Here is a 21,442-nt window from a genome sequence, read left to right on the forward strand (position 1 = left end):
GGGTGGGGCGCCTGGGTCGAGGTATGTGGTGACCGTCTGGCCGTGTCGTCGTACCTCGACTCGGGGTGGGCCGGCTGGGTCGAGGTATCCGCTGAGAGTCGTCGCCTGAACCCGCACGTGCCGAGAAGATGTCGTCCCGAGACGACTCTGGCGACTCTTCTCGGCACGTGCGGGGTTGTCGTGGTGCCGGGAGGGTTCTGGGGACATCTTCTCGGCACGGGCGGGGTTGTCGTGGTCAGGTGCCGGTGAGTCGCGCGACGAGCGGGGCCATCCGGGACGTGAGGTCACCGGGCACGGTGAGGTAGGAGACGCCCGTCCTCTCGCGCAGCCCTCGCAGGTGGTCCGCGTCGGCCTCGACGTCGCCGGTCAGCAGTGCCGCCGCGCCGCTCTCCCGCAGCTGCGCCGCCGTCAGGCCGGTCCAGCGACGGACCTGTTCGGGCACATCCTCGCCCACTCCGACCATCTGAAGGGCCAGCTCGAGATCCTTGCCCGCGCCGGCGCGCACGTGCTCCGCGAGGGCCGCGATCTGGGCGGCGTCGGCCGTCGGGGGCAGGGGGAGGGCGAGGGTGTCGGCATACCGCCCGGCAAGCCGGAGCATCCGATCGCCCGAGGCGGCGACGACGATCGGCGGGGCCGGGTCGAGGGCCACGGCCGACAGTGTCTGCCCGACCCGACGGACCCGTTCGCCCGCGGTACCCCACGGCACACCGAGGGCGGCGGCGTCGTGCTCACCACCGGGGCGGCCGGCACCGACGCCGAGCTCGAGTCGGCCGTCCGACAGCTCCCACAGCGTGCGAGCCTCGCGGACGACCTGCTGCGGCTCCCGCAGGGGAGCGGACAGGACCCACGTCCCGACGTGGAGACTGCTCGTCGTCGCGGCGACGACGGCGAGGACCTGGAAGGGGGCGGCCGTGGCCACCGTGTCGGGGACGAGGACCGTCGCGTAGCCGGCGTCCTTGAGACCGCGAGCAGTCTCGCCCCAGGCCGTGGCCGCCCCGCGACCGCCGAGGACGGCGCCGAACCGGAACCTGCGTGTACTGGTCATGGTTCCAGGGTGGCCTCCGCGCGACGGCTCCGGCGTCCGCCGTCGGGAGGCATCCGGCATACCTCCATCGGGGTATGCCGACACCGCCTCCGCCGACACCTCCGCACCGGTGGCGCGGGGCCGGTGGGGACGTGCCGGCCCGCATGCCTCGATCGACCGTCGCCCGGCGGGCCGAACGACAGGTCTGTCATTCGGTCGATATAGTGGCGCACGGCAAGCCACCAGAAGGGTCGATGAGTGAACGTCTCCCAGCAGCCGGTCCGCACCACGTCCTCCGGGGCCGAGCTCAGTGACCGCGACCGCGAGATCCTCTCCTTCGAGCGCCAGTGGTGGAAGTATGCGGGGGCCAAGGAGCAGGCCGTGCGCGACCTGTTCGACATGAGCGCGACGCGGTACTACCAGGTTCTCAACACCCTCATCGACAGCCCCGCGGCGCTCGCCCACGACCCGATGCTCGTCAAGCGGCTGCGCCGGATGCGCGCCACGCGGCAGAAGGCCCGATCGGCCCGCCGTCTCGGCCTCGACGGCTGAGCACCGCCGCACTGACGCTCGCCCCTGCGAGCCGCCGCGCTGACCTCGATCCCCGAGGTGCTGCCGCGGCCGGGGTCACCTCGCATACCGCTCGTGAAAGACGCATGCGGGTATGCCAAGAGCCCCGGACCTGGGGCGAGGTGCGGGGCTCCTGGGCGGCGGGACCCGTCGGTCGGCGGATCCTCAGGTTCGGACGAGGTGCGGGCGCGCCGGTGAGTCCGGGTCGGGGAAGTCGACGGGCCATCCCTTCTTCGCGAGCCGGTCCTTGACCCGGTGCAGGTCGTCCTCCGACGGGGTCGTCCGGATGAGCTCCTCGATGGCCGCGGCGATGTCGTCGGGACCGGCGGGGCTCACCTCGGCGCGGCGCAATGACTTCGCGACCATCTTGACCTCCTCCTTGGTGAGGCGACGCTGGAGGAGCGCCAGGAGCGGGACGTAGTCCCTCTCGGGAACGCCCGACGGGTACCCCTCGCGGAGCCAGCCGACGATGCGCGACACGACACCGGCGTCCGACGCCGGGGTCTCCGTCGACTCCGACGGCCGCGGGGCCGCCGCGGCGGCGTCCTGGTCCGGCTCCGCCGTCGTGTCGAGGACGGAGAGGGGCCAGCCGGCACGGGCCAGGGCCGCCGAGACGCGGTGGACGTCCTCGGGTGAGGCCGACTCGAAGGCTCGGCCGGAGATCATCGCCCGGATGTCGTCCTCGTCGATCACGACCCCGGAGGCAGCCCGGGAGGCGAGCTCGGCGGCGATGGAGTCGACCTCCTGCGGGGTGAGCGCCCGGTGGAGGACGCCGAGGAGCGCGACGTAGTCGGTCTGCGGGATACCCGTCGGGTACCCCGCGCGCAACCAGGCGAGGATGCGGGTCAGTGCGTCAGTGGGTGACATGGGTTCCCCTCAGTGCTTGTCGACGATCGTGGGCCACACGTGCTCGAACGAGATCGTCTTGCCGAACCCGGAGGCCACGATGTACGTGATCCCCAGGATGATGCCGATCGCGACGACGGCGAAGCAGATGACGGCGAGTACCCGTCCGATGGGGTGCGGCTCGGCGTGGCTGTCCTCGGCCTCCCCACCTTCGGCGAAGGCGAGGGCGCGGACGCCGAGGGCGAAGACGACGGGCAGCCCGGCGCCGAGGACGAGCCCCGCGGCGAGGACCTTCCAGACACCTTCGAGGGCGAGGGACAGGCTGTTCATGCTGCGCTCCTGATCGGAGTGGCGGTGGGGGCGCCCGAGGTGCCCCACTCGTCGTTGACATTGTGGGCAGAGACCGGTGTGCGGCGCGAGCGCAGCCACATCCAGGTCGCGAGGGCGATGAGGATGACGGTGACGACGATCGGGCCGAGGTAACCGCCGAGCACGTTCCCGACCGACCACATGACGGCGCCGACGATTCCGGCGGCGGGCAGGGTGATGAGCCAGGCGAGGACCATGCGTCCGGCGACGCCCCAGCGGACCTCGGCGCCCTTCTTGCCGACGCCGGTGCCGAGGATCGAGCCCGTCGCGACGTGCGTCGTCGACAGGGCGAAGCCGAGGTGGCTCGAGGCGAGGATCGTGGCGGCGGAGGCGCTCTCGGCCGCCATGCCCTGCGGCGAGCTGATCTCGACCAGCCCCTTGCCGAGGGTCCGGATCACGCGCCAGCCGCCGACATACGTCCCGGAGGCGATGGCGAGCGCGCAGGCGACCTTCACCCACAGCGGGACGCCGGAGAGGTTCGTCCAGTGCCCGGACGCGATGAGGGCGAGGGTGATGACTCCCATGGTCTTCTGCGCGTCGTTCGTGCCGTGGGCGAGGGAGACGAGTGAGGCGCTGCCGATCTGGCCCCAGCGGAATCCGCTCTCGGTGAACTTCGCGGCGACCCCGGTCACCACCTTGAAGATGAACCAGGTCCCGACGGCGGCGATGATGCCGGCGACGACGGGGGAGAAGACCGCCGGGAGGATGACCTTGCCGACGACGCCGTCGAGCTTGGACCCGTCGCCGGTCCACTTCACCCCGGACACGCCCAAGCCCGCGATCGTCGCGCCGATGAGCCCGCCGAAGAGCGCGTGCGAGGAGGAGGACGGAAGTCCGAGGAGCCAGGTGAGCAGGTTCCAGACGATGCCGCCGACGAGGCCGGCGAGGATGATGAGGAGGAGGGCGTAGCCGCCGTCGCCGACGAGCGACTCCTTCGGCGCACCCGACTTGTCCTGGATGTTGATGACGGCGTTCGTCACGGTGAGGGCGACCTCGACCGACAGGAACGCTCCGACGAGGTTGAGGACGGCGGACAGCGCCACCGCGACCTTCGGCTTCAGGGCCCCGGTGGCGATCGAGGTCGCCATGGCGTTGGCGGTGTCGTGGAAGCCGTTCGTGAAGTCGAAGGCGAGCGCTGTCACGATGACGAGTGCGAGGATGACGGTTGCTGCGGTCACATGCCTCAGTGTCGGGGCCGAATCGGCCCGGCTAGCGGGGGTATGCCAACTGTTCAGCCGTTGTTCACCCACGCCGTCCGAGGGGTGGAGAGTGGGGCGTCGAGGCCCCTCGACAGGTGCGGGTCTTGTTCGTGGTCGAGCGTGGTCTCGCGGACAGCGTCAGGTCGGCACGTGCGGGGCTGCTCTTCGCACGTGCCGAGAAGATGTCGGTGCGAGGTCGGTTCGGGAGCATCAACTCGGCACGTGCGGGGCTGCTCTTCGCACGTGCCGAGAAGATGTCGTTGCGGGAGAAGATCGAGAGCATCAACTCGGCACGTGCGGGCTTGTCGTGGTCGCTAGGGGGTCGCCCACGTGGCGGGAGCAGCCGCGAGCCCTCTGGGTCGGGTCGGTGGCAGGTTCACGCGTTCTTGTGGGGAAGCTGACCAGAGCCCTGACTTTGGTCAGCTTCCCCACAAGCAGTCGGCGCTCCGGCGGAGCCACGACAACCCGCATCCGCCGGCTGGGGTTGCGGAACTCGCGGGGTTGTCGTGGTCGAGCGTGGCCCAGGGAGAGCATCAACTCGGCACGTGCGGGGCTGCTCTTCGCACGTGCCGAGAAGATGTCGTTGCGGGAGAAGATCGAGAGCATCAACTCGGCACGTGCGGGCTTGTCGTGGTCGGACGTGGCCCAGGGAGAGGATCAACTCGGCACGTGCGGGGTTGTCGTGGTCGCCACTGCGATCCGACCACGGAAAGCTCACATCTGCCGAGGGTGACGGGGTCGGGGACTGTGCCGAACGGCCCGGCCGGCGCGCGCTTGCGTTCTCGGGACGCGAAAGCTCGCGCTCCGTCCGGGGCGCGCGTTTGCACTCTCGGGGTGAGAGTGCCAATAATGTGCGTTAGCACTCTCACCCCGAGAGTGACAACATCTGACCAGTCGGTGAGGCCCGGTCGAGCACGGGGACGTGACCCGTGCGACTCCGGTCCGTCCGTCGCGGGCGCCGCTGGTCCCACCAACGATTCGCGTGGGAGGAACCACCCGAATGGCCAAGATCATCGCATTCGATGAAGAGGCTCGCCGCGGTCTCGAGCGAGGGATGAACACCCTCGCCGACGCGGTCAAGGTCACCCTGGGCCCCAAGGGCCGCAACGTCGTCCTGGAGAAGAAGTGGGGCGCCCCCACGATCACCAACGACGGTGTGTCCATCGCCAAGGAGATCGAGCTCGACGACCCCTACGAGAAGATCGGCGCCGAGCTGGTCAAGGAGGTCGCGAAGAAGACCGACGACGTCGCCGGTGACGGCACGACGACGGCCACCGTCCTCGCCCAGGCCCTCGTCAAGGAGGGCCTGCGCAACGTCGCCGCGGGCGCCAACCCGATGGCCCTCAAGCGGGGCATCGAGAAGGCCGTCGCCGCGGTCGCCGACCAGCTCCTGGAGACCGCCAAGGAGGTCGAGACCAAGGAGCAGATCGCCTCGACGGCCTCCATCTCGGCGGCCGACCCGGAGATCGGCGCCCAGATCGCCGAGGCCATGGACAAGGTCGGCAAGGAAGGCGTCATCACCGTCGAGGAGAGCAACACCTTCGGCCTCGAGCTCGAGCTCACCGAGGGTATGCGCTTCGACAAGGGCTACATCAGCCACTACTTCGTGACCGACGCCGAGCGCATGGAGGCCGTCCTCGAGGACCCGTACGTCCTCGTCGTCAACTCCAAGATCTCCGGCATCAAGGACCTCCTGCCGGTCCTGGAGAAGGTCATGCAGAGCGGCAAGCCGCTGCTCATCATCGCCGAGGACGTCGAGGGCGAGGCGCTGTCCACGCTCGTCGTCAACAAGATCCGCGGCACGTTCAAGTCGGTGGCGGTCAAGGCTCCCGGCTTCGGGGACCGCCGCAAGGCGATGCTCGGCGACATCGCGATCCTCACCGGCGGCCAGGTCATCTCCGAGGAGGTCGGCCTCAAGCTCGACACCGCGGACCTCGACCTGCTCGGCCGCGCCCGCAAGGTCGTCGTCACCAAGGACGAGACGACGATCGTCGAGGGTGCCGGTGACCAGGACCAGATCCAGGGTCGGGTCAACCAGATCCGCGCCGAGATCGAGAAGTCCGACTCCGACTACGACCGCGAGAAGCTCCAGGAGCGTCTCGCCAAGCTGGCCGGCGGCGTCGCCGTCATCAAGGCCGGCGCCGCGACCGAGGTCGAGCTGAAGGAGCGCAAGCACCGCATCGAGGACGCCGTTCGCAACGCGAAGGCGGCCGTCGAGGAGGGCATCGTCGCCGGCGGTGGCGTCGCCCTGCTCCAGGCGGGCAAGGCGGCCTTCGAGAAGCTCGAGCTCGACGGCGACGAGGCGACCGGCGCGAACATCGTCAAGGTCGCCATCGAGGCACCGCTCAAGCAGATCGCCATCAACGCCGGTCTCGAGGGCGGCGTCGTCGCGGAGAAGGTCTCCAACCTCCCCGCGGGCCACGGCCTCAACGCGGCGACGGGCGAGTACGTCGACCTCATCGCGGCGGGCATCATCGACCCGGCCAAGGTGACGCGCTCGGCGCTGCAGAACGCCGCCTCCATCGCGGCGCTCTTCCTCACGACCGAGGCCGTCGTCGCCGACAAGCCGGAGAAGGCCGCCCCGGCCATGCCCGGTGGTGGCGACGACATGGGCGGCATGGGCTTCTGAGCCGGCGTCACCCCCGCGGCTGAGGCGTCGCATACCGCCTCGGCCACATCAGTACCGCGAACGGGCGGTCCCCACCTCGGGGGCCGCCCGTTTCGGTATGCCGGGAGGGGCCGCTCGAGCGCCCGCTGGTGGATATCGGGGTCCGACCCGAGGAGTCGTCTCCAGGCGATAGTGGGGAGGGACGACCGCCCCGGGCGGACGGCGGGAAGCCGTCCCGAGCGGGTGAGATGTCCTCGGGCGACGGTGGGCCGAACGTGGTCGCCTGGCCCTGGATCGGGCGAGCCGTCGCCAGGGCGGCAAGGGTGGAAGTATGCGGGACCTTGCCGGCATACGTCCGAATTGCGCTGTCGCTCAAGGGTCTTGAGCGGAGAAATCCGCGGGGAAAGTTTCGCATTCCGGCCCCACACGTCACTCCTGTCCTCCTACGATGAGAAGAGCCCAGGGGATGACCGAGTCGCGATCCGTCTCGGTCGGGTGGATGCCGGTCGAGAGGCCGGAACGGTGTGTCGTCGACCGGGGGGAGTGCGCGCAATGTCTGTCGTGGCGATGCTCCCTGCCCACAACGAGGCCAGAACGATCTCCTCCGCCGTCCGATCGCTGCGGACGCAGCGGGTCACCTTCGACCGCATCGTCGTCGTCGCCGACAACTGCACGGACACGACGGTCGAGGAGGCCCAGGCGGCCGGCGCGGACGTCTTCCGCACGGAGGGGAACACCGACAAGAAGGCCGGAGCGCTCAACCAGGCGCTCGCCCACGTCGACCTCGACGACGACGACGTCCTCCTCGTCATGGACGCCGACACGCGGCTCGGCGCCGACTACATGGCCACCGTGGCCGACCGGTTCGGGACGGATCCGGACGGGCGGCTCGGCGCCGTCGGCGGCATCTTCCACGGGGACTCGCCGAGGCGGCTCCTCCCGAGACTCCAGGCGTCCGAATACGCCCGGTATGCGCGGGAGATCGGCCGGCGCCAGGGTCGCGTCCACGTCCTGACGGGGACGGCGTCGGCCTTCCGCGTCCGGGCCCTGCGCGACGTCGCCGCGGCCCGCGGCACGCGCCTGCCGGGACGCCGCGGCGAGGTGTACGACACGGGCGCGATCACCGAGGACAACGAGATGACGATCGCCCTGAAGACCATCGGGTGGCGTCTGGTGTCCCCGCGCGAATGCCTCGTCTACACCGAGCTCATGCCGACCCTCCGCGCGCTCCACGACCAGCGTCTCCGGTGGTACCGAGGGGCGCTCGACAACATCCGCACCTACGGCATCACCCCGGTGACCCGACGCTACTGGTGGCAGCAGGCCGGACTCCTCCTGTCGAGCGTCATGCTCTGCGCCTACCTCGTCCTCATGACGACGACGATCGTCAACGGTCACTTCGGCTTCTCATGGTTCTGGACGGGCATCGGCGCGCTCTTCATCCTCGAGCGGGTCGTCACCGTGTGGCGGGCGGGTCCGCAGGCCCGAGTCCTCGCCGCGCTGCTCGTCCCGGAGCTGCTCTACGACCTGTGGCTCCAGGTCGCCTTCTTCCACGCCGTCGGAACGCTGCTGCGAGGCAGCACCCCGGAGTGGAGACACCACCGCGTCACCCAACCCGAAAGGATCTGACGATGTACTCCGTCAAGGCAACTGGCGCTGGGGCGGCCAGCTCGGCCACCCTCGCATACACCGGCATGAACACCCTGTTCTATGCCGTTGCCGCCTTCACGCTCATCATGGCCGGCCTCGCGGTCATGCGACTCGTCCCCCGACGCGAGCGCTGAAGGTCCCCCGGCCCCCGGTCACCGCTGCGGTGACCGGGGGCTCATCGGGGACCCCTCAGGGTGGTTCCTGACGCCACAGGCGGATGCGGGGACGTACGGTGGTCGAAGGCTGTCACCGGCCGGATGACCTCGTGAGGAGACCTCGTGGGCGCCACCGTCACCATCGACGACCGCCCCCGCCCCGTGCGTGCGGCGGCGCGGCTCCTCGGTGTCACGAAGGTCTACGGCCGCGGCCCGACGCGCGTGACGGCCCTCGACGAGGTGTCCCTCGAGTTCGTGACGGGCGAGCTCACGGCGGTCATGGGACCGTCCGGCTCGGGCAAGTCGACCCTCATGCACTGTGCGGCCGGCCTCGACGCCGTCACCGCGGGCAGGATCCTCGTCGGTGACGTCGACCTCACGACGTTGAGGGAGAAGGCGCTCACCCGGCTGCGCCGTGACCGGATCGGCTTCGTCTTCCAGTCCTACAACCTCGTACCGACGCTGACGGCCTACGAGAACATCGTCCTGCCGCTCGCGATCGCCGGGCGCGCTCCCGATCGTGACTGGACCGACGGGGTCATCGACGCGGTCGGGCTGCGGAACCGGCTCGGGCATCGGCCGAGCGCGCTGTCCGGAGGCCAGCAGCAGCGTGTGGCGTGCGCGCGAGCCCTCGTGAGCCGTCCCGACATCGTCTTCGCCGACGAGCCCACCGGCAACCTCGACTCGGTGAGCGGCGCCGAGGTCCTCGGTCTCCTCCGGCGCAGCGTCGACGGCATGGGGCAGACCGTCGTCATCGTGACGCACGACCCCGTCGCGGCGAGCCACAGCGACCGGGTCGTCTTCCTCGCCGACGGCCGCGTCGTCGACGAGCTGCGGGACCCGACCCGTGAGTCGGTCCTGGAGCGGATGGGTCGCCTCGACGAGCGGGTCACCGGAGCCTGAATGTTGCGGGCCAGCTGGAAGAGCCTCCTCGCCCGCCGGGTGCGCCTGCTGCTCTCGGCGTTCGCCATCGTGCTCGGAGTCGCCTTCGTCGCGGGGTCGCTCGTCTTCACCGACACCCTCGGCCGCGCCTTCACCGGCATCACCTCCGGCTCGGTCGGCGACGTCATCGTCCGACCGGCCGGGACGGGCACCTTCGTCGACCCGACGACGAATGCCACGGTCCCGGGCGCTCTCGTGCCGCGCCTCGCCGGGATCCCGGGTGCGGCGCGTGCCGACGGCAACGTGACGAACTACGGGACGTTCGTCGTGTCCACCGAGGGCAAGCTCGTCGGTGGGAACGGAGCGCCCGGCATCGCCCTCAACCACACGGGCGGGCCCGCCGCCCACGGCATCGAGCCGCTGCGGCTCGATGCCGGACACTGGCCGACCGGGGCGGACGAGGTCGTCCTCGACTCGGCGACGGCGCGCCGGGCGGGGTACTCCGTCGGTGACACGGTCCCCCTCGTCTCTGCGGGGGCGCAGCCGCGGATCTCCGCCCGGCTCGTCGGTGTCATGTCGTTCACGAGCGGCAGCCTCGCCGGAGCGAGCGTCTGCGTCCTCGACACGGCGACGGCACAGCGGCAGTTCCTCGACGGGAAGGACGCCTTCAGCGACGTGTGGGTGACGGCCCGGCCCGGCGTCTCCCAGAGCGAGCTGAGGGCCCAGGTGGCTGCCGTGCTCCCCCCGGGCCTCGAGGCGGTGACGGGCGACAGTGCCTCGGCCGACGCGGCGAACCAGATCCAGAGGGCGCTCCGGTTCGTCACGACCTTCCTCCTCGTCTTCGCCGGTGTCGCCCTCGTCGTCGGGACCTTCCTCATCGTCAACACCTTCTCCATCCTCGTCGCCCAGCGCAGCCGCGAGCTCGCGCTCCTGCGCGCGCTCGGCGCCACGCGCGGGCAGGTGGCGCGCTCGGTCCTCTTCGAGGCGCTCGTCGTCGGGGTCGTCGGCTCGACGGTCGGGCTCGGACTCGGCGTCGCTCTCGCCGTCGGGATCAAGGCGCTCTTCGGCCGGTTCGGTCTCGACCTGTCCGGCTCACCGTTGGTGTTCCGGAGCCGCACGATCGTCGCGGCGTATGCCGTCGGGGTCCTCGTCACGCTCGTCGCCGCCTACCTCCCGGCGCGCCGGGCCGGCCGGGTGCCGCCCGTCGCGGCGATGCGGGAGGAGGTCGAGGTCGGCGAGGCTCCGCTGCGGCGCCGCGTCGCCGTCGGCACGGTGGTGGCCCTCGCCGGAGCGGTGGGTCTCGGACTCGGCCTGTTCGCCGACGTCGACGGTCACATGTGGTGGGTGGGGCTCGGCATGCTCGGCGTCATCCTCGGGGTCGCGATGACGAGCCCCGTGGCCGGCCGGCCGGTCGTCGTCGCCCTCGGCGCGGCATACGGAGCCCTCTTCTCGGCCGTCGGCCGGATGGCCGAGGAGAACGCCCTGCGCAGCCCCCGGCGCACCGCGGCGACCGCGTCGGCCCTCATGATCGGCGTCACCCTCGTCTCGATGATGTCCGTCGTCGGGGCCTCCGCGAAGGCGAGCATCGACAAGGTCATCGACGAGGAGTTCGCAGCCGACTTCGTCGTCTCCAACGTCATCGGCCAGCCGTTCTCACCGCGGATCACCGCCGAGGTGGCCACCGTGCCCGGTGTCGCCGGCGTGGCGGCGCTGCGGTACACGGTCACCGACGTGGGGACCCGGAGGACCGCCTACGTCGCGGGGGCCGACCCCGGGGACCTCGCGAAGGTACTGCCCCTCGCGATGCGTACCGGCGCGCTCGGCGCTCTCGACGAGGGCACGGTCCTCGTCGAGAGCGGCCGCGCGGCCGAGCAGCACCTGCGCCTCGGGTCGACGGTGGCGGTGGGGCCGGCCGGGCGACAGGTGCGGTTCGCGGTCGCCGGCACGTACGAGCGCAACGAGATCCTCGGCGCCTCCTATCTGCTCAGCCTCGGTGGGCTCGACCGGATCGGCGCGGCGCGGCAGGACTCGGTCGCCTACGTCACCGTCGACCCCGGAGGCGACCGGGCCGCGGTGGAGCGCGGGTTGACGGCCGTCGTGAAGGACCTGCCGCTCGTCAGCGTCAAGGACCAGGCCGAGTATGCCGCCGAGCAGCGCCAACCCGTCGACCAGCTGCTCGCCATCATCTACGCGCTCCTCGGGCTCGCCATCGTCATCGCCGTCCTCGGGATCGTCAACACCCTCGGACTGGCCGTCATCGAGCGGACCCGCGAGATCGGCCTGCTCCGCGCCATCGGCCTGTCGCGGGCACAGCTGCGTCGGATGCTCGCGCTCGAGTCGGTCGCCATCGCCCTGCTCGGAGCTGTCCTCGGGATCGTGCTCGGCGTCGGCTTCGGCATCGCCCTCCAGCGGGCGCTGGCCGACCAGGGGATCACCGAGCTGGCCGTCCCCGTGGACCAGCTCGCCCTCTTCCTCGCCCTGTCCGCCCTCGTCGGCATCCTCGCCGCCCTCTGGCCGGGGCGCCGGGCCGCCCGGCTCGACATCCTGCGCGCCATCGCGACGGAGTGAGCCATGCGGCACCTACCCGTCGGGCCGGGTGGAGGGCGGATCGTCCCCGAGTGGGTGTCCGCTCGCGGCGCGGGGACGCCCGACGTTCGGACGGTCGGGTGCCACATGGCCCGGCCCGGCGTTCCCAGTCCAGGCATGTTCTGGCCGGGTGTGCGCCGGGCTTCGGAGGTCTCAGTGCGAGAACATGGCGACCGCCGCCGCCTCGGTCTCGGCATACCGCACCCCGGCCGCACCCAGCACCGAACCGATGCTGTCGAGGCTCTCCTGGACCTGCCGCTGGGTCCCCTGCCACTGCTGGACGACCGCCTGGAACTGGGTCGACGCCGACCCCGTCCAGGCGTCCTGCAGGGCGTTGAGGCGGGTCATCATCGCAGCCACCTGGGACTCGATCTCGCCCGAGATCCGGGCGATGTCGCCGGCCGCGGCCTGGATGCGCTCGGTGTCGACCTGGAACTGACCTGACATGGTGAACCTCCTTCTCGCCGCCCCGACCTGGGGCGGCCTCTGGAGGAACGGTAGGCCGGATCGGCTCGACGCCTCCGAAGTTATCCACAGCCCTCGCCGCCGTCCGCGCCGATCCCAGCCCGCGTGTCCCGATCCCAGCCCGCACGTGCCGAGCTGATGTTGTCGGTGGGGCTGGGTGACCACGACAAGCCCGCATGTGCCGAGTTGATGTTGTCGGTGGGGGGTGGTCTCGGGACCTCGGCAGGTGCCGTATCGGATGCGGTGGTGTGGGCTCACCGGCACCCGATGGAACGTCGACAGCTTGTGGGGAAGCTGGCCGGCGTCAGGGGTCTGGCCAGCTTCCCCACAAGGATTCGCGAACGGTCGTCGACCCGTCCGAGGCGGGCTCCCAGGGCTGGGCGACCACGACAAGCCCGCACGTGCCGAGTTGATGTCGTCGGTGGGGCTGGGTGACCACGACAAGCCCGCACGTGCCGAGTTGATGTCGTCGGTGGGGCTGGGTGACCACGACAAGCCCGCATGTGCCGAGCTGATGCTGTCGGGAGGGCTCGGTGACGACAACAACTCGGCACGTGCGAGGTCGGGGTGGAGGTGCGAGTCGCGGCGGCAGGGGCGGAGGACTCGCGAACGGCGGAGGGAGCCGGACGGGCGGAGGGAGCGGCAGGGGCGGCGGTTACAGTGACGCTTCGTGACGCTTCTCGTCGACCCGCCGCGCTGGCCCGCGTACGGCCGGCTGTGGTCGCACTTGGTGAGCGACACCTCCCTGGAGGAGCTCCACGCCTTCGCCGCCGGTCTCGGCATCCCCCGGCGCGGCTTCGAGGGGGACCACTACGACGTGCCCGAGGAGCGGTTCGCCGACGTCGTCGCCGCCGGGGCTCAGGTGAGCGACATCCGCGGCGTCGTCGACGCGTTGCGGCACAGCGGACTGCGGATGGCCAAGCGCAAGGGGGATCGCGGCGTCGCCCGGGTGCGCGGCGTCGGCTTCCCCGACGGGACGTCCGCCGATGTCGACCTCTTCACCTCCGCCAGGCCGTATGCCGAGCCGAGGGTCTTCGCCGCGATGGTGTTCCTCACCGACGTGGCCGGCGACCACGCCCTCGTCTACAGTCCGCGCCGGGCGGAGTGGGGTGCCCCCGGTGGCTGGCGTGAGGGCTCGGAGTCGGTGCGGCGCAACGCGGTTCGCGAGGTCCACGAGGAGACCGGACTGTCGCTCGACGAGCCGTCACTCCTGGCCTGCGGCTATGAGCGGTTCGCCCCGCTCGGGCCGTGGCGACCCGGGTCGGGCTCCGACGTCCTCCAGGTCTTCCGCGCGGAGGTGACGAGGAGACGCCCGCGGCTGCGGCCGCACCCGGGCGACGCGACGACGGCCCACGAATGGGTCTCCTGGGAGGAGTTCGGGGAGCGCTGCGCGCACCTGTTCTGGTGGCCGCTCGCGGAGGCCGTCTTCGACCCGCCGACGTGGGGCCACGCCTGACCGGACGAGCTCCCGACCGCTGCGGCATTCGTGGGGAAGCCGGCCGGCGTCAGGACCCTGGCCGACCTCCCCACAAGCACGCGAGGAGGACCGCCCGAGACGGTCGAGCCCCGCCGGTGACCCCCGAAGGGGTGGGCCGTCAGAATGGCCCGATGGACGGTGCCCGCTTCCGGATCGCTCGCGAGGACGACGCGCCGGTCGTCACGGCCCTCGTCCGTCGCGCCTACCGCGGCCCGGAGAGCCGCGCCGGCTGGACGACCGAGGCCGACCTCCTCGACGACGAGCGGATCGACACCGACCAGGTGGTCGGAAAGATCACCGGCCCGGACTCCCTCGTGCTCCTCGCCGAGGACGCCGGAGGCGCGGTCATCGGCTGCTGCGAGCTGGCGCGTCGCGAGGGCGATGTGGCCTACTTCGGGCTCTTCGCCGTCCAGCCCGCCCGGCAGGGTGCCGGCATCGGCCGAGCCGTGCTCGACCACGCCGCCGACCTGGCCCGGCAGCTGTGGGGTGCCACGCGCATGGAGATGACCGTGATCGCCCAGCGCGGCGATCTCATCGCCTGGTACGAACGCCGGGGATTCCACCGCACCGGCCAGCACCGGCCCTTCCCCTACGGCGAGCTCGTCAACGGCACCGCGCTGCGCGACGACCTCTACTTCGTCGTCCTCGCCAAGGACATCGTGGAGCGGCCCGCCGCCGACGAGAGCCGCGGCGAGCGCGTCTGGTCCGGTCCGTAGGGCGCGCGATCCGGTATGCGACGCGACGCAACGCGGATCGCCCACCGTCCGCTCGGGGTCAGCCGAGGCGGGCCAGCTCGCGGGCGAGGTTGACCCGGGCCCGCGGCTCCCACTCGGCGCGGCCGAGGTGGGTCGCGTAGACGTGGTCACGGTCGAGGAAGGGCCGCAGGACGGCGGACCTGCCCATCCGGTATGCCGCGTCGGGCACGACGGCGAACTCCTCCCGGACCTCGGTGCAGTACTCGTCGAACCGGTCGGAGGGCGCCGCCAGGATCCACAGGTCCGCGTCGTGGAAGGCCGCCTCGGGGCCGCCCGGGGACGTCAGCTCGTGGCGCTCGCTCGCACGGATCAACGAGGCGACGACGCCGATGTCGGCGTCCCGGAACCCGTTGCCTGTCAGGGAATGGACGGCCAGCCTGGCACTGGCCTCCTCGTTGTCGCCCGGGCCGGGACGAGGCTCGCGCGGGGGGGTGTCGACCGGGGCGATGGGGTCGGGGTGAGTGTCAGGGCGAGGGGCGGTGCCATGGGTGTCGACCGGCGCGCCGTGGTTGGGAGGAGCGTCGTGGCCAGGGGTGGAGACGGCGGCCGGCGCGGGGTCGCCGAGGTGAGGGACGTCGCCGGGGTCGAGCACGGCATACACGGCGTCGTGGAACCAGGCCGCCACCCTGGCGAGGGCGGCCTCCCGGGCGGCGAGCTCTCCGGCCTGCTCGATCTCCCGCAGCGCCGACAGCATCTCCGCGAGGTGGGTCGTCGTGTGGTACCGGCGGTGCGGCTCACCCCAGCGTCGCAGCAGGTCCGTGCCGACGGTGAGCAGCTCCTCACTGGGAGCGGCAGGGGCGAGCAGCGCGACATCCTCGCGCCAGGAGTCGATGAGGGCCACGCCGCCAGTCTGCCGCGCTCCTACGTGAGCGCGGCGGGGAGCGGGCGGGCGTGGAGGACGGTGAGACCGGAGACGGCGCGCGTGAGGACGACATAGAGCCGCCGCAACCCGGTCCGCTCGTCGGGCTCGGCGTCGGCGATGGCGGAGGGTTCGACGACGACGACCTCGTCGAACTCGAGGCCCTTCGCGACGGACGCGGGCACGACGTCGACCTGGTGCTCGACGTCGCCGTGGTCCGCGCCGAGGATGCCGTGGCCGATCCCCTTGCGGGACAGGGCCGCTGACAGAGCGGGCACCGACGCGTCCGCCACGATGACGCCGACCGACCCGGGTTCGGCGACGAGCCGAGCGACCGTCTCGGCGGTCGTGTCCCAGAGCGTCGCCCCGTCCGCCGGAAGGATCCGGAGCCGCCCGGGGTCGTCTCGGACCGACACCGGCACGCCGAGGCCGGGTGCCATGTGCGGCAGGAGTCGCGCGGCGAACTCGATGACCGACGACGGCACCCGGAACCCGCGGTCGAGGATCTCCACGTGGGCGTCGGGCTTGCCCAGGTGGGTGAGCGACTCCTCCCACGACGAGGTGGCCCACGGCGTCGTGCCCTGTGCGAGGTCCCCGAGAACCGTCGCCGCACCGGTCGAGAACCGCCGCCCGACGGCGCGCAGCTGCATGGGGGACAGGTCCTGCGCCTCGTCGAGGATGACGTGCCCGAGGCTCGGGGTGCGGCTCAGCAGATCGCCGACCTCGTCGAGGAGGACGAGGTCCGCGGCCGTCCAGCGAGCCGCCCCCTTCGTGCGAGGAGGCTTGTGCCACCGGAGGATCGACTGCTCCGACGGCTCCAGGAGACCGTCGGACGCGGCCGCGAGGACCGCGGGGTCGGCATACAGCTCGAAGAGCACCTGCCGGGCGTCGAGTGCGGGCCACAAGGACGCCGCATACCGCTTGACCGGTGCGCTGGAAGCGACGGAGTCCTGGATCCTGTCGTCCGGGGATCCACCCGAGCGCTCCATCTGGAGGAGGACGGCATGGGCGAGCCGGTGCGGCAGCATCTGACGGGCGGCGTCGTACCGGACTCCGCGGGTCTCCAGCTCCTGGAGGATCTCCGTCACGGCATAGGCCGGCACCCGCCACCGGCTGGCGCCGCGTGGCACGACGAGCGCCTCCGTCGGCCGGCCGACGTGGCTCCACACCGCCCGTCGGAGCACCTCGGCCATCCGGGCGTCTCCCTTGAGGATCGCCGCCGCGACGTCGTCGACCGCGCGGACCGGCCACGCCCCGACGAGGGCGTCGACGGTCGTGTGGCCGACCCTGATCTCCCCGAGCGTCGGCAGCACCGAGCCGATGTGGTCGAGGAAGGCGCGGTTCGGGCCGACGACGAGGACACCGGACCGGGCGAGGCGGTCCCGGTGCGCGTGGAGCAGCCAGGCGGCGCGGTGCAGTCCGACGGCCGTCTTGCCGGTGCCCGGGGCGCCCTGGACGCACACCGTCGTCGTCGCGTCGGCGCGGACCAGCTCGTCCTGCTCGGGCTGGATCGTCGCGACGATGTCGCGCATCGGCCCGACCCGGGGTCGCTCGATCTCCTCGGCGAGGATCCGGCTGCGGGCGTCCTCCTCGGCCGGGTCGACGAGATGCTCGTCCTCGTATGCCGTGATCTCGCCCCGGTCGACGCCGAACCGGCGGCGCAGGACGACCCCCATCGGGGTGGTCCGGGTCGCGCGATAGAAGACGGTCGCCACGTCGGCGCGCCAGTCGATGACGACCGGCTCGCCCGACGCGTCGCCGATGTGCCGCCGGCCGATGTAGAGCCGCTCCGGGCCGGGCGACCCCGGCGCACTTCCGTCGGTGTCGACGCGGCCGAAGAAGAGCGAGGTGCTCGGGTCGTCCTCGAGGGCCCTGGCCCGGTAGAAGAGGGCCCGCGCGAGGATCTCCGCGTTGACGGGGTCGGCGGACTGGGCGTCGAGGGAGAGGGTGCGCTCCCGCATACGGCGCAGCTCCGCGCGGGCGGTCGCGAGGTGGTGTCGTTCGGCGGCGAGGTCGGTGAGGTCGGTGAGATCGTCCATGGGGCAAACCCAGCGAGTATGCCACCCGGTTGGTGCGCGAGGCAACCCCGCGGGATCCCCACGGCGAGGGTGCGCAGCCCGGCTCCGATGCCGGCGTGGGGTGGGGGCTACTCGCTCGTCGACGGCTTGGTGACGAGCTTCGTCTTGAGGTTGAGGGTCCGGCCGCCACGCAGGACGGTGATCTTCACCGTCTCACCGGCCGTGCGCTCGCGGATGTTGGCGATGAGGGAGTCGGACGACCCCACGGGGACGCCGTCGACGGCGATGACGAGGTCGCCGGCCTTGATGCCGGCCTCCGCGGCGGGTGTTCCGCTGACGACCGAGGTGATCTTCGCGCCGTCGCGCTGCGCGGACCCGTCGGACGCCGTGCCGTCGGACGTGCTCACTCCGAGGAAGGCGTGCTGCGCCGTGCCTGTCGCGATGAGCTGCTTGGCGATGGCATTCGCCTCCCTGATGGGGATGGCGAAGCCGATGCCGATGCTGCCGGACTGGCCCGTGGACCCGTCGGACAGCGTCGCGATGGCGGAGTTGATGCCGATGAGCTTCCCGGAGGCGTCGACGAGGGCTCCGCCGCTGTTCCCAGGGTTGATCGCGGCGCTGGTCTGGATGGCGTTGGTGACGACCGGTTCGGACGTCTGCGGCTGGCCGAAGGGGTTCGTCGGGTCGGCCTGCTCCTGGGAGCTCGTCTTCACGGGCCGGTCGAGGGCGCTGACGATGCCCGTCGTCACCGTGCCGGCCAGCCCGAGCGGGTTCCCGACCGCCATGACGGGCTGCCCGACCTTCAGCGCGCTGGAGTCGCCGATCGAGATGGGCTTGAGTCCCTCGGGAGGCGTGGTCAGCTTGACGACGGCGAGGTCGGTCGTCGCGTCCGTGCCGCGGACCGACGCCTTGTAGGTGCGTCCGTCGGTCAGCGTGACCGACACCGACTGCGCGCCGCTCACGACGTGGTTGTTCGTGAGGATGTGGCCGGACCGGTCGAGGATGACGCCCGAGCCCTGGTCCTCCCCGCTGCTCGTCATCGCCGCGATCGCGACGACGCTCGGCCCGACGGCGGCGGCCGTCGCGGTCCAGTCCGGGGCGACGGCATTCGCCTGGGCCACCGGGGCCGAGGAGCTTGTGCCGCGACCCGGGTCGGACGAGGTCTGCGCGGTGGAGGGGTTCTGCGCATCCGTCGAGCCGACGACCCGGGTCGCGGCGTAGGTGCCGCCACTGGCCAGCAGGGCGGCGAGCAACGCCACGGCAGTCAGCTCTACCGGGCGTCGCGATTTGGCCGGCTGGGCATGCTCTGTCTGTCCCTGTGTGAACACGGGGGCAGACGGCCCAGCCGGAATCTCTTGGGTCGGTGTCGCCATGGACGACGTCGGATGGAAGGCCTGGGCCGAGCGCTCGGAGTCGCCGAACCACAAGGGCGAGCCGTCGGCGTCAGCCGGGCGGCGAGCGTCCTTGGGATTCTCGTCCAGGTCGTTCATCCGGTGGGGTTCCTCCTTGGTGACAGGCACGAGTCAAACGACCCAAGGTCAAAGAGCGCCGTGCGAAGTCTGGGAGAACGCTGTGGGAATCTCGACAACGAAGGTGGCGCCTCCGCCGGGGGTCGTGGCGAGCCCGACGCGACCGTCGTGGCCTGCGACGATCGCGGCGACGATGGCCAGCCCGAGGCCCGTGCCGCCGTGCTCCCGCGAGCGGGCCTTGTCGGCGCGGTAGAAGCGCTCGAAGATCTTCCGGGCGATCGCCGCGTCGACCCCGTTCCCGTGGTCGATGACCTTGACGACGACGTGGCTGCCGTCGGCGTCGGTCGCGAGGGCGACCTCGACCGGTGTCCCGGATGGCGTATGGCGGATCGCGTTGGTGACGAGGTTGGCCAGCACCTGGCGCAGCCGCGACTCGGTGCCCTCGACGATGTACGGACCGCCGTCCGGCGCGACGTCGAGCCGCACGGTGCGGTCCGGCGCCTGGGCCTTCGCGTCCTGCACGGCGTCGGCGGCGAGGACGGTGAGGTCGACGGGGTGCACGCTGGCGTGGGGCTCCTCGTCGAGCCGGGCGAGGGTGAGCAGGTCGTCGACGAGCCCTCCCATCCGCGTCGCCTCGCCCTCGATGCGGCCCATCGCCGCGTCGAGGGAGTCGCGGTCGGCCACCGCACCCTGTCGGTACAGCTCGGCATACCCCCGGACCGTCGCGAGCGGGGTCCGCAGCTCGTGCGAGGCGTCGCTCACGAACTGCCGCATCCGCTCCTCCGAGGCCTCGCGGAGGGCGAAGGACTCCTCGATCTGGGTGAGCATGCCGTTGAGCGACCGGGCGAGGGACTGGACCTCGTCGTCCGCGGCCCGGACCGGTATGCGCTGGGTCAGGTCTCCCGCGGCGATGGCGGCCGCCGTGTCCTCGATCTGGCTCAGCGGCCGGAACGCGCGGCGGACGAGGTACCAGCCGAGGGCCGCGAGGGCGAGCAGGACCGCGAGGCCGATGAGGCCGGTGACGAGGAGGAGCCGATGGACGGTGTGCTCGACCCCGGCGAGCGGGACGGCGACGGCGACCGTCGCCGACCGGTCGGTCGTGGGCCGAGCGACGACACGCCAGTCGAGGTCCCCGTCCGTCGAGCCGACGGTGAAGGGACGACCCGTCACGACCCGGGGGTCGGTGAGGGGCAGGGGCGGGATCGCCGGGTGCTCGCTGTAGCCCGTCGGGTTCGCGATCTGCTCGGGGCTGCCGTCGACCGGGAGGTAGACGACGGCATACGCGGACAGGATCGTGGCGGAGGGAGCGTCGTGGATGTCGCTCAGGACCTGGTTCGCGACGGGAGTGGCCGCGGCCCGCAGCTCGCTGTCGACGCGGGACACGAGGTCGCGCTGCATGAGGACCGCGGTCACGGCCGTCGTCGCGACGAGGGCGACCGCCATGAGGGCGGACAGCACGCCGACGAGGCGGACCCGGAGGGGGATGGACTCGAGCCGCCTCGCGAGCGCCTGCGCGCGGGCCACCGGCGGCTCGAGGGGGGCGCCCGTCATCAGCTCTCGGGCGGGAGGCGGAGCACGTAGCCCACGCCGCGCTTGGTGTGGATGAGCGGCGGCAGGCCTTCGGTGTCGATCTTGCGGCGCAGGTAGGAGATGTAGGACTCGACGATCCCCGACTCGCCGCGGAAGTCGTAGTCCCAGACGTGGTCGAGGATCTGCGCCTTGGACAGGACCCGGTTCGGGTTGAGCATGAGGTAGCGCAGCAGCTTGAACTCCGTCGGGGAGGTCTCGATGGCCCGGCCCGCGCGTCGCACCTCGTGGGAGTCCTCGTCGAGCTCGAGGTCGTGGAAGGCGATGGCCGAGCTCGGGTCGACGTCGCCGCGGCTGCGACGGAGCACCGCGCGGATCCGGGCGACGACCTCCTCGAGGCTGAACGGCTTCGTGACGTAGTCGTCGCCGCCGACGGTGAGCCCCTTGATCTTGTCGTCGACCGAGTCGCGGGCCGTGACGAAGACGATGGGGAGGGTCCGGCCGCTCTCGCGGAGCCGCCGGGTGACGGTGAACCCGTCCATGTCGGGCAGCATGACGTCGAGGACGCACAGGTCGGGGTCGACCTTCGCCGCGGTGTGGATGGCGTCGGTGCCCGTGCCGGCCGTGTGCACCTCGAAGCCGGCGAACCGCAGCGACGTCGCCAGCAGCTCCCGGATGTTCGGCTCGTCCTCGACGACGAGAAGCCTGGCCTCGGGCTGGGTCTGTCCGGTCACGACTCTCAGGATGCTGGCCGACTCTGGGAGTCTGCTGAGTACCCGCTGACTCCTCGCTGATCGTTCCCTGGACCCCTCCTCGGCAGGTGTGGGCTTTCCGTGGTCGGATCGGCCTGGCGACCACGACAACCCCGCATCTGCCGAGGTGACGACCCCGGCATCTGCCGAGGCGACGACCTCGGGATCTGCCGAGGTGAGACGCCCGCACGTGCCGAGAAGATGTCGCCGGATCGGTCGGGATGCGACAAC

Annotated in this window: 18 protein-coding genes; 8 read left to right on the forward strand and 10 right to left on the reverse strand. The window is 71.6% G+C overall.

The genetic code is table 11. The features are described 5' to 3' along the window. Positions 1-235: 235 nt before the first annotated feature. Positions 236-1,045, reverse strand: coding sequence for an LLM class flavin-dependent oxidoreductase (locus tag BN12_RS18795; RefSeq protein WP_048554890.1), 810 nt, complete (start codon positions 1,043-1,045; stop codon positions 236-238). Between the two features lie 237 nt (positions 1,046-1,282). Here BN12_RS18795 and BN12_RS18800 point away from each other — a divergent pair, with 237 nt between their 5' ends. Further along, positions 1,283-1,576: a DUF3263 domain-containing protein gene (locus BN12_RS18800; RefSeq protein ID WP_048554893.1), complete on the forward strand. Its 294-nt coding sequence runs from the start codon at positions 1,283-1,285 to the stop codon at positions 1,574-1,576. A 183-nt stretch (positions 1,577-1,759) separates the two neighbouring features. Here BN12_RS18800 and BN12_RS24705 read toward each other — a convergent pair whose 3' ends face one another. From BN12_RS24705 to BN12_RS18815, 3 genes are read right to left on the reverse strand one after another with little or no spacing between them, the layout of a single operon-like run. Then, on the reverse strand, positions 1,760-2,461 hold the full coding sequence (locus BN12_RS24705; protein WP_048554896.1) for a DUF3349 domain-containing protein: 702 nt from the start codon (positions 2,459-2,461) through the stop codon (positions 1,760-1,762). 9 nt (positions 2,462-2,470) lie between these two features. Further along, positions 2,471-2,770, reverse strand: a complete 300-nt coding sequence (locus BN12_RS18810) for a hypothetical protein (RefSeq protein ID WP_048554897.1) — start codon at positions 2,768-2,770, stop codon at positions 2,471-2,473. Beyond that, the gene (locus BN12_RS18815) at positions 2,767-3,987 is read right to left on the reverse strand and encodes an inorganic phosphate transporter (protein WP_048554899.1); all 1,221 of its coding nucleotides are present in this window, start codon (positions 3,985-3,987) and stop codon (positions 2,767-2,769) included. The genes BN12_RS18810 and BN12_RS18815 overlap by 4 nt, the downstream gene beginning before the upstream one ends. Before the next feature lie 1,021 nt (positions 3,988-5,008). On the opposite strand from BN12_RS18815, the gene groL reads away from it, so the two are divergent. The 5 genes from groL to BN12_RS18840 all read left to right on the forward strand — a co-directional run bounded on the left by groL (position 5,009) and on the right by BN12_RS18840 (position 11,871). Then, complete coding sequence (groL, locus tag BN12_RS18825) at positions 5,009-6,637, forward strand: chaperonin GroEL (RefSeq protein ID WP_048554903.1); 1,629 nt, start codon at positions 5,009-5,011, stop codon at positions 6,635-6,637. A gap of 546 nt (positions 6,638-7,183) precedes the next feature. Further along, on the forward strand, positions 7,184-8,245 hold the full coding sequence (locus BN12_RS18830; protein ID WP_235432571.1) for a glycosyltransferase family 2 protein: 1,062 nt from the start codon (positions 7,184-7,186) through the stop codon (positions 8,243-8,245). A gap of 2 nt (positions 8,246-8,247) precedes the next feature. After that, positions 8,248-8,400: a hypothetical protein gene (locus BN12_RS24710; RefSeq protein WP_157635567.1), complete on the forward strand. Its 153-nt coding sequence runs from the start codon at positions 8,248-8,250 to the stop codon at positions 8,398-8,400. Between the two features lie 144 nt (positions 8,401-8,544). Continuing rightward, complete coding sequence (locus BN12_RS18835) at positions 8,545-9,324, forward strand: ABC transporter ATP-binding protein (RefSeq protein ID WP_048554905.1); 780 nt, start codon at positions 8,545-8,547, stop codon at positions 9,322-9,324. Further along, complete coding sequence (locus BN12_RS18840) at positions 9,325-11,871, forward strand: ABC transporter permease (protein WP_048554907.1); 2,547 nt, start codon at positions 9,325-9,327, stop codon at positions 11,869-11,871. A 171-nt stretch (positions 11,872-12,042) separates the two neighbouring features. Here BN12_RS18840 and BN12_RS18845 read toward each other — a convergent pair whose 3' ends face one another. Continuing rightward, entirely contained in the window at positions 12,043-12,336 is a 294-nt protein-coding gene (locus BN12_RS18845) for a WXG100 family type VII secretion target (protein WP_048554910.1), read from the reverse strand. A gap of 688 nt (positions 12,337-13,024) precedes the next feature. Between BN12_RS18845 and BN12_RS18850 the strand changes: the two genes are divergently transcribed. Beyond that, on the forward strand, positions 13,025-13,810 hold the full coding sequence (locus tag BN12_RS18850) for a DUF4031 domain-containing protein (RefSeq protein ID WP_048554911.1): 786 nt from the start codon (positions 13,025-13,027) through the stop codon (positions 13,808-13,810). A 152-nt stretch (positions 13,811-13,962) separates the two neighbouring features. After that, positions 13,963-14,547 (forward strand): GNAT family N-acetyltransferase, encoded by a 585-nt coding sequence (locus BN12_RS18855; protein ID WP_048554913.1) that lies wholly within the window; start codon positions 13,963-13,965, stop codon positions 14,545-14,547. Between the two features lie 58 nt (positions 14,548-14,605). Here BN12_RS18855 and BN12_RS24715 read toward each other — a convergent pair whose 3' ends face one another. The 5 genes from BN12_RS24715 to BN12_RS18880 form a co-directional block, all read right to left on the reverse strand. Then, complete coding sequence (locus BN12_RS24715) at positions 14,606-15,427, reverse strand: HD domain-containing protein (protein ID WP_048554915.1); 822 nt, start codon at positions 15,425-15,427, stop codon at positions 14,606-14,608. A 20-nt stretch (positions 15,428-15,447) separates the two neighbouring features. After that, on the reverse strand, positions 15,448-17,484 hold the full coding sequence (locus BN12_RS18865) for a HelD family protein (protein WP_048554918.1): 2,037 nt from the start codon (positions 17,482-17,484) through the stop codon (positions 15,448-15,450). 107 nt (positions 17,485-17,591) lie between these two features. Continuing rightward, positions 17,592-18,722 carry a S1C family serine protease gene (locus BN12_RS18870; protein ID WP_235432467.1) on the reverse strand — a complete coding sequence of 377 codons (1,131 nt, stop codon included), beginning with the start codon at positions 18,720-18,722 and terminating at the stop codon, positions 17,592-17,594. A 279-nt stretch (positions 18,723-19,001) separates the two neighbouring features. Then, the gene (locus BN12_RS18875) at positions 19,002-20,483 is read right to left on the reverse strand and encodes a sensor histidine kinase (RefSeq protein WP_048554920.1); all 1,482 of its coding nucleotides are present in this window, start codon (positions 20,481-20,483) and stop codon (positions 19,002-19,004) included. After that, positions 20,483-21,193, reverse strand: a complete 711-nt coding sequence (locus BN12_RS18880; protein ID WP_048554922.1) for a response regulator transcription factor — start codon at positions 21,191-21,193, stop codon at positions 20,483-20,485. The genes BN12_RS18875 and BN12_RS18880 overlap by 1 nt, the downstream gene beginning before the upstream one ends. Positions 21,194-21,442: the final 249 nt, after the last annotated feature.

This window comes from Nostocoides japonicum T1-X7 (assembly GCF_001046855.1).
GTDB classification, from domain to species: domain Bacteria; phylum Actinomycetota; class Actinomycetes; order Actinomycetales; family Dermatophilaceae; genus Nostocoides; species Nostocoides japonicum.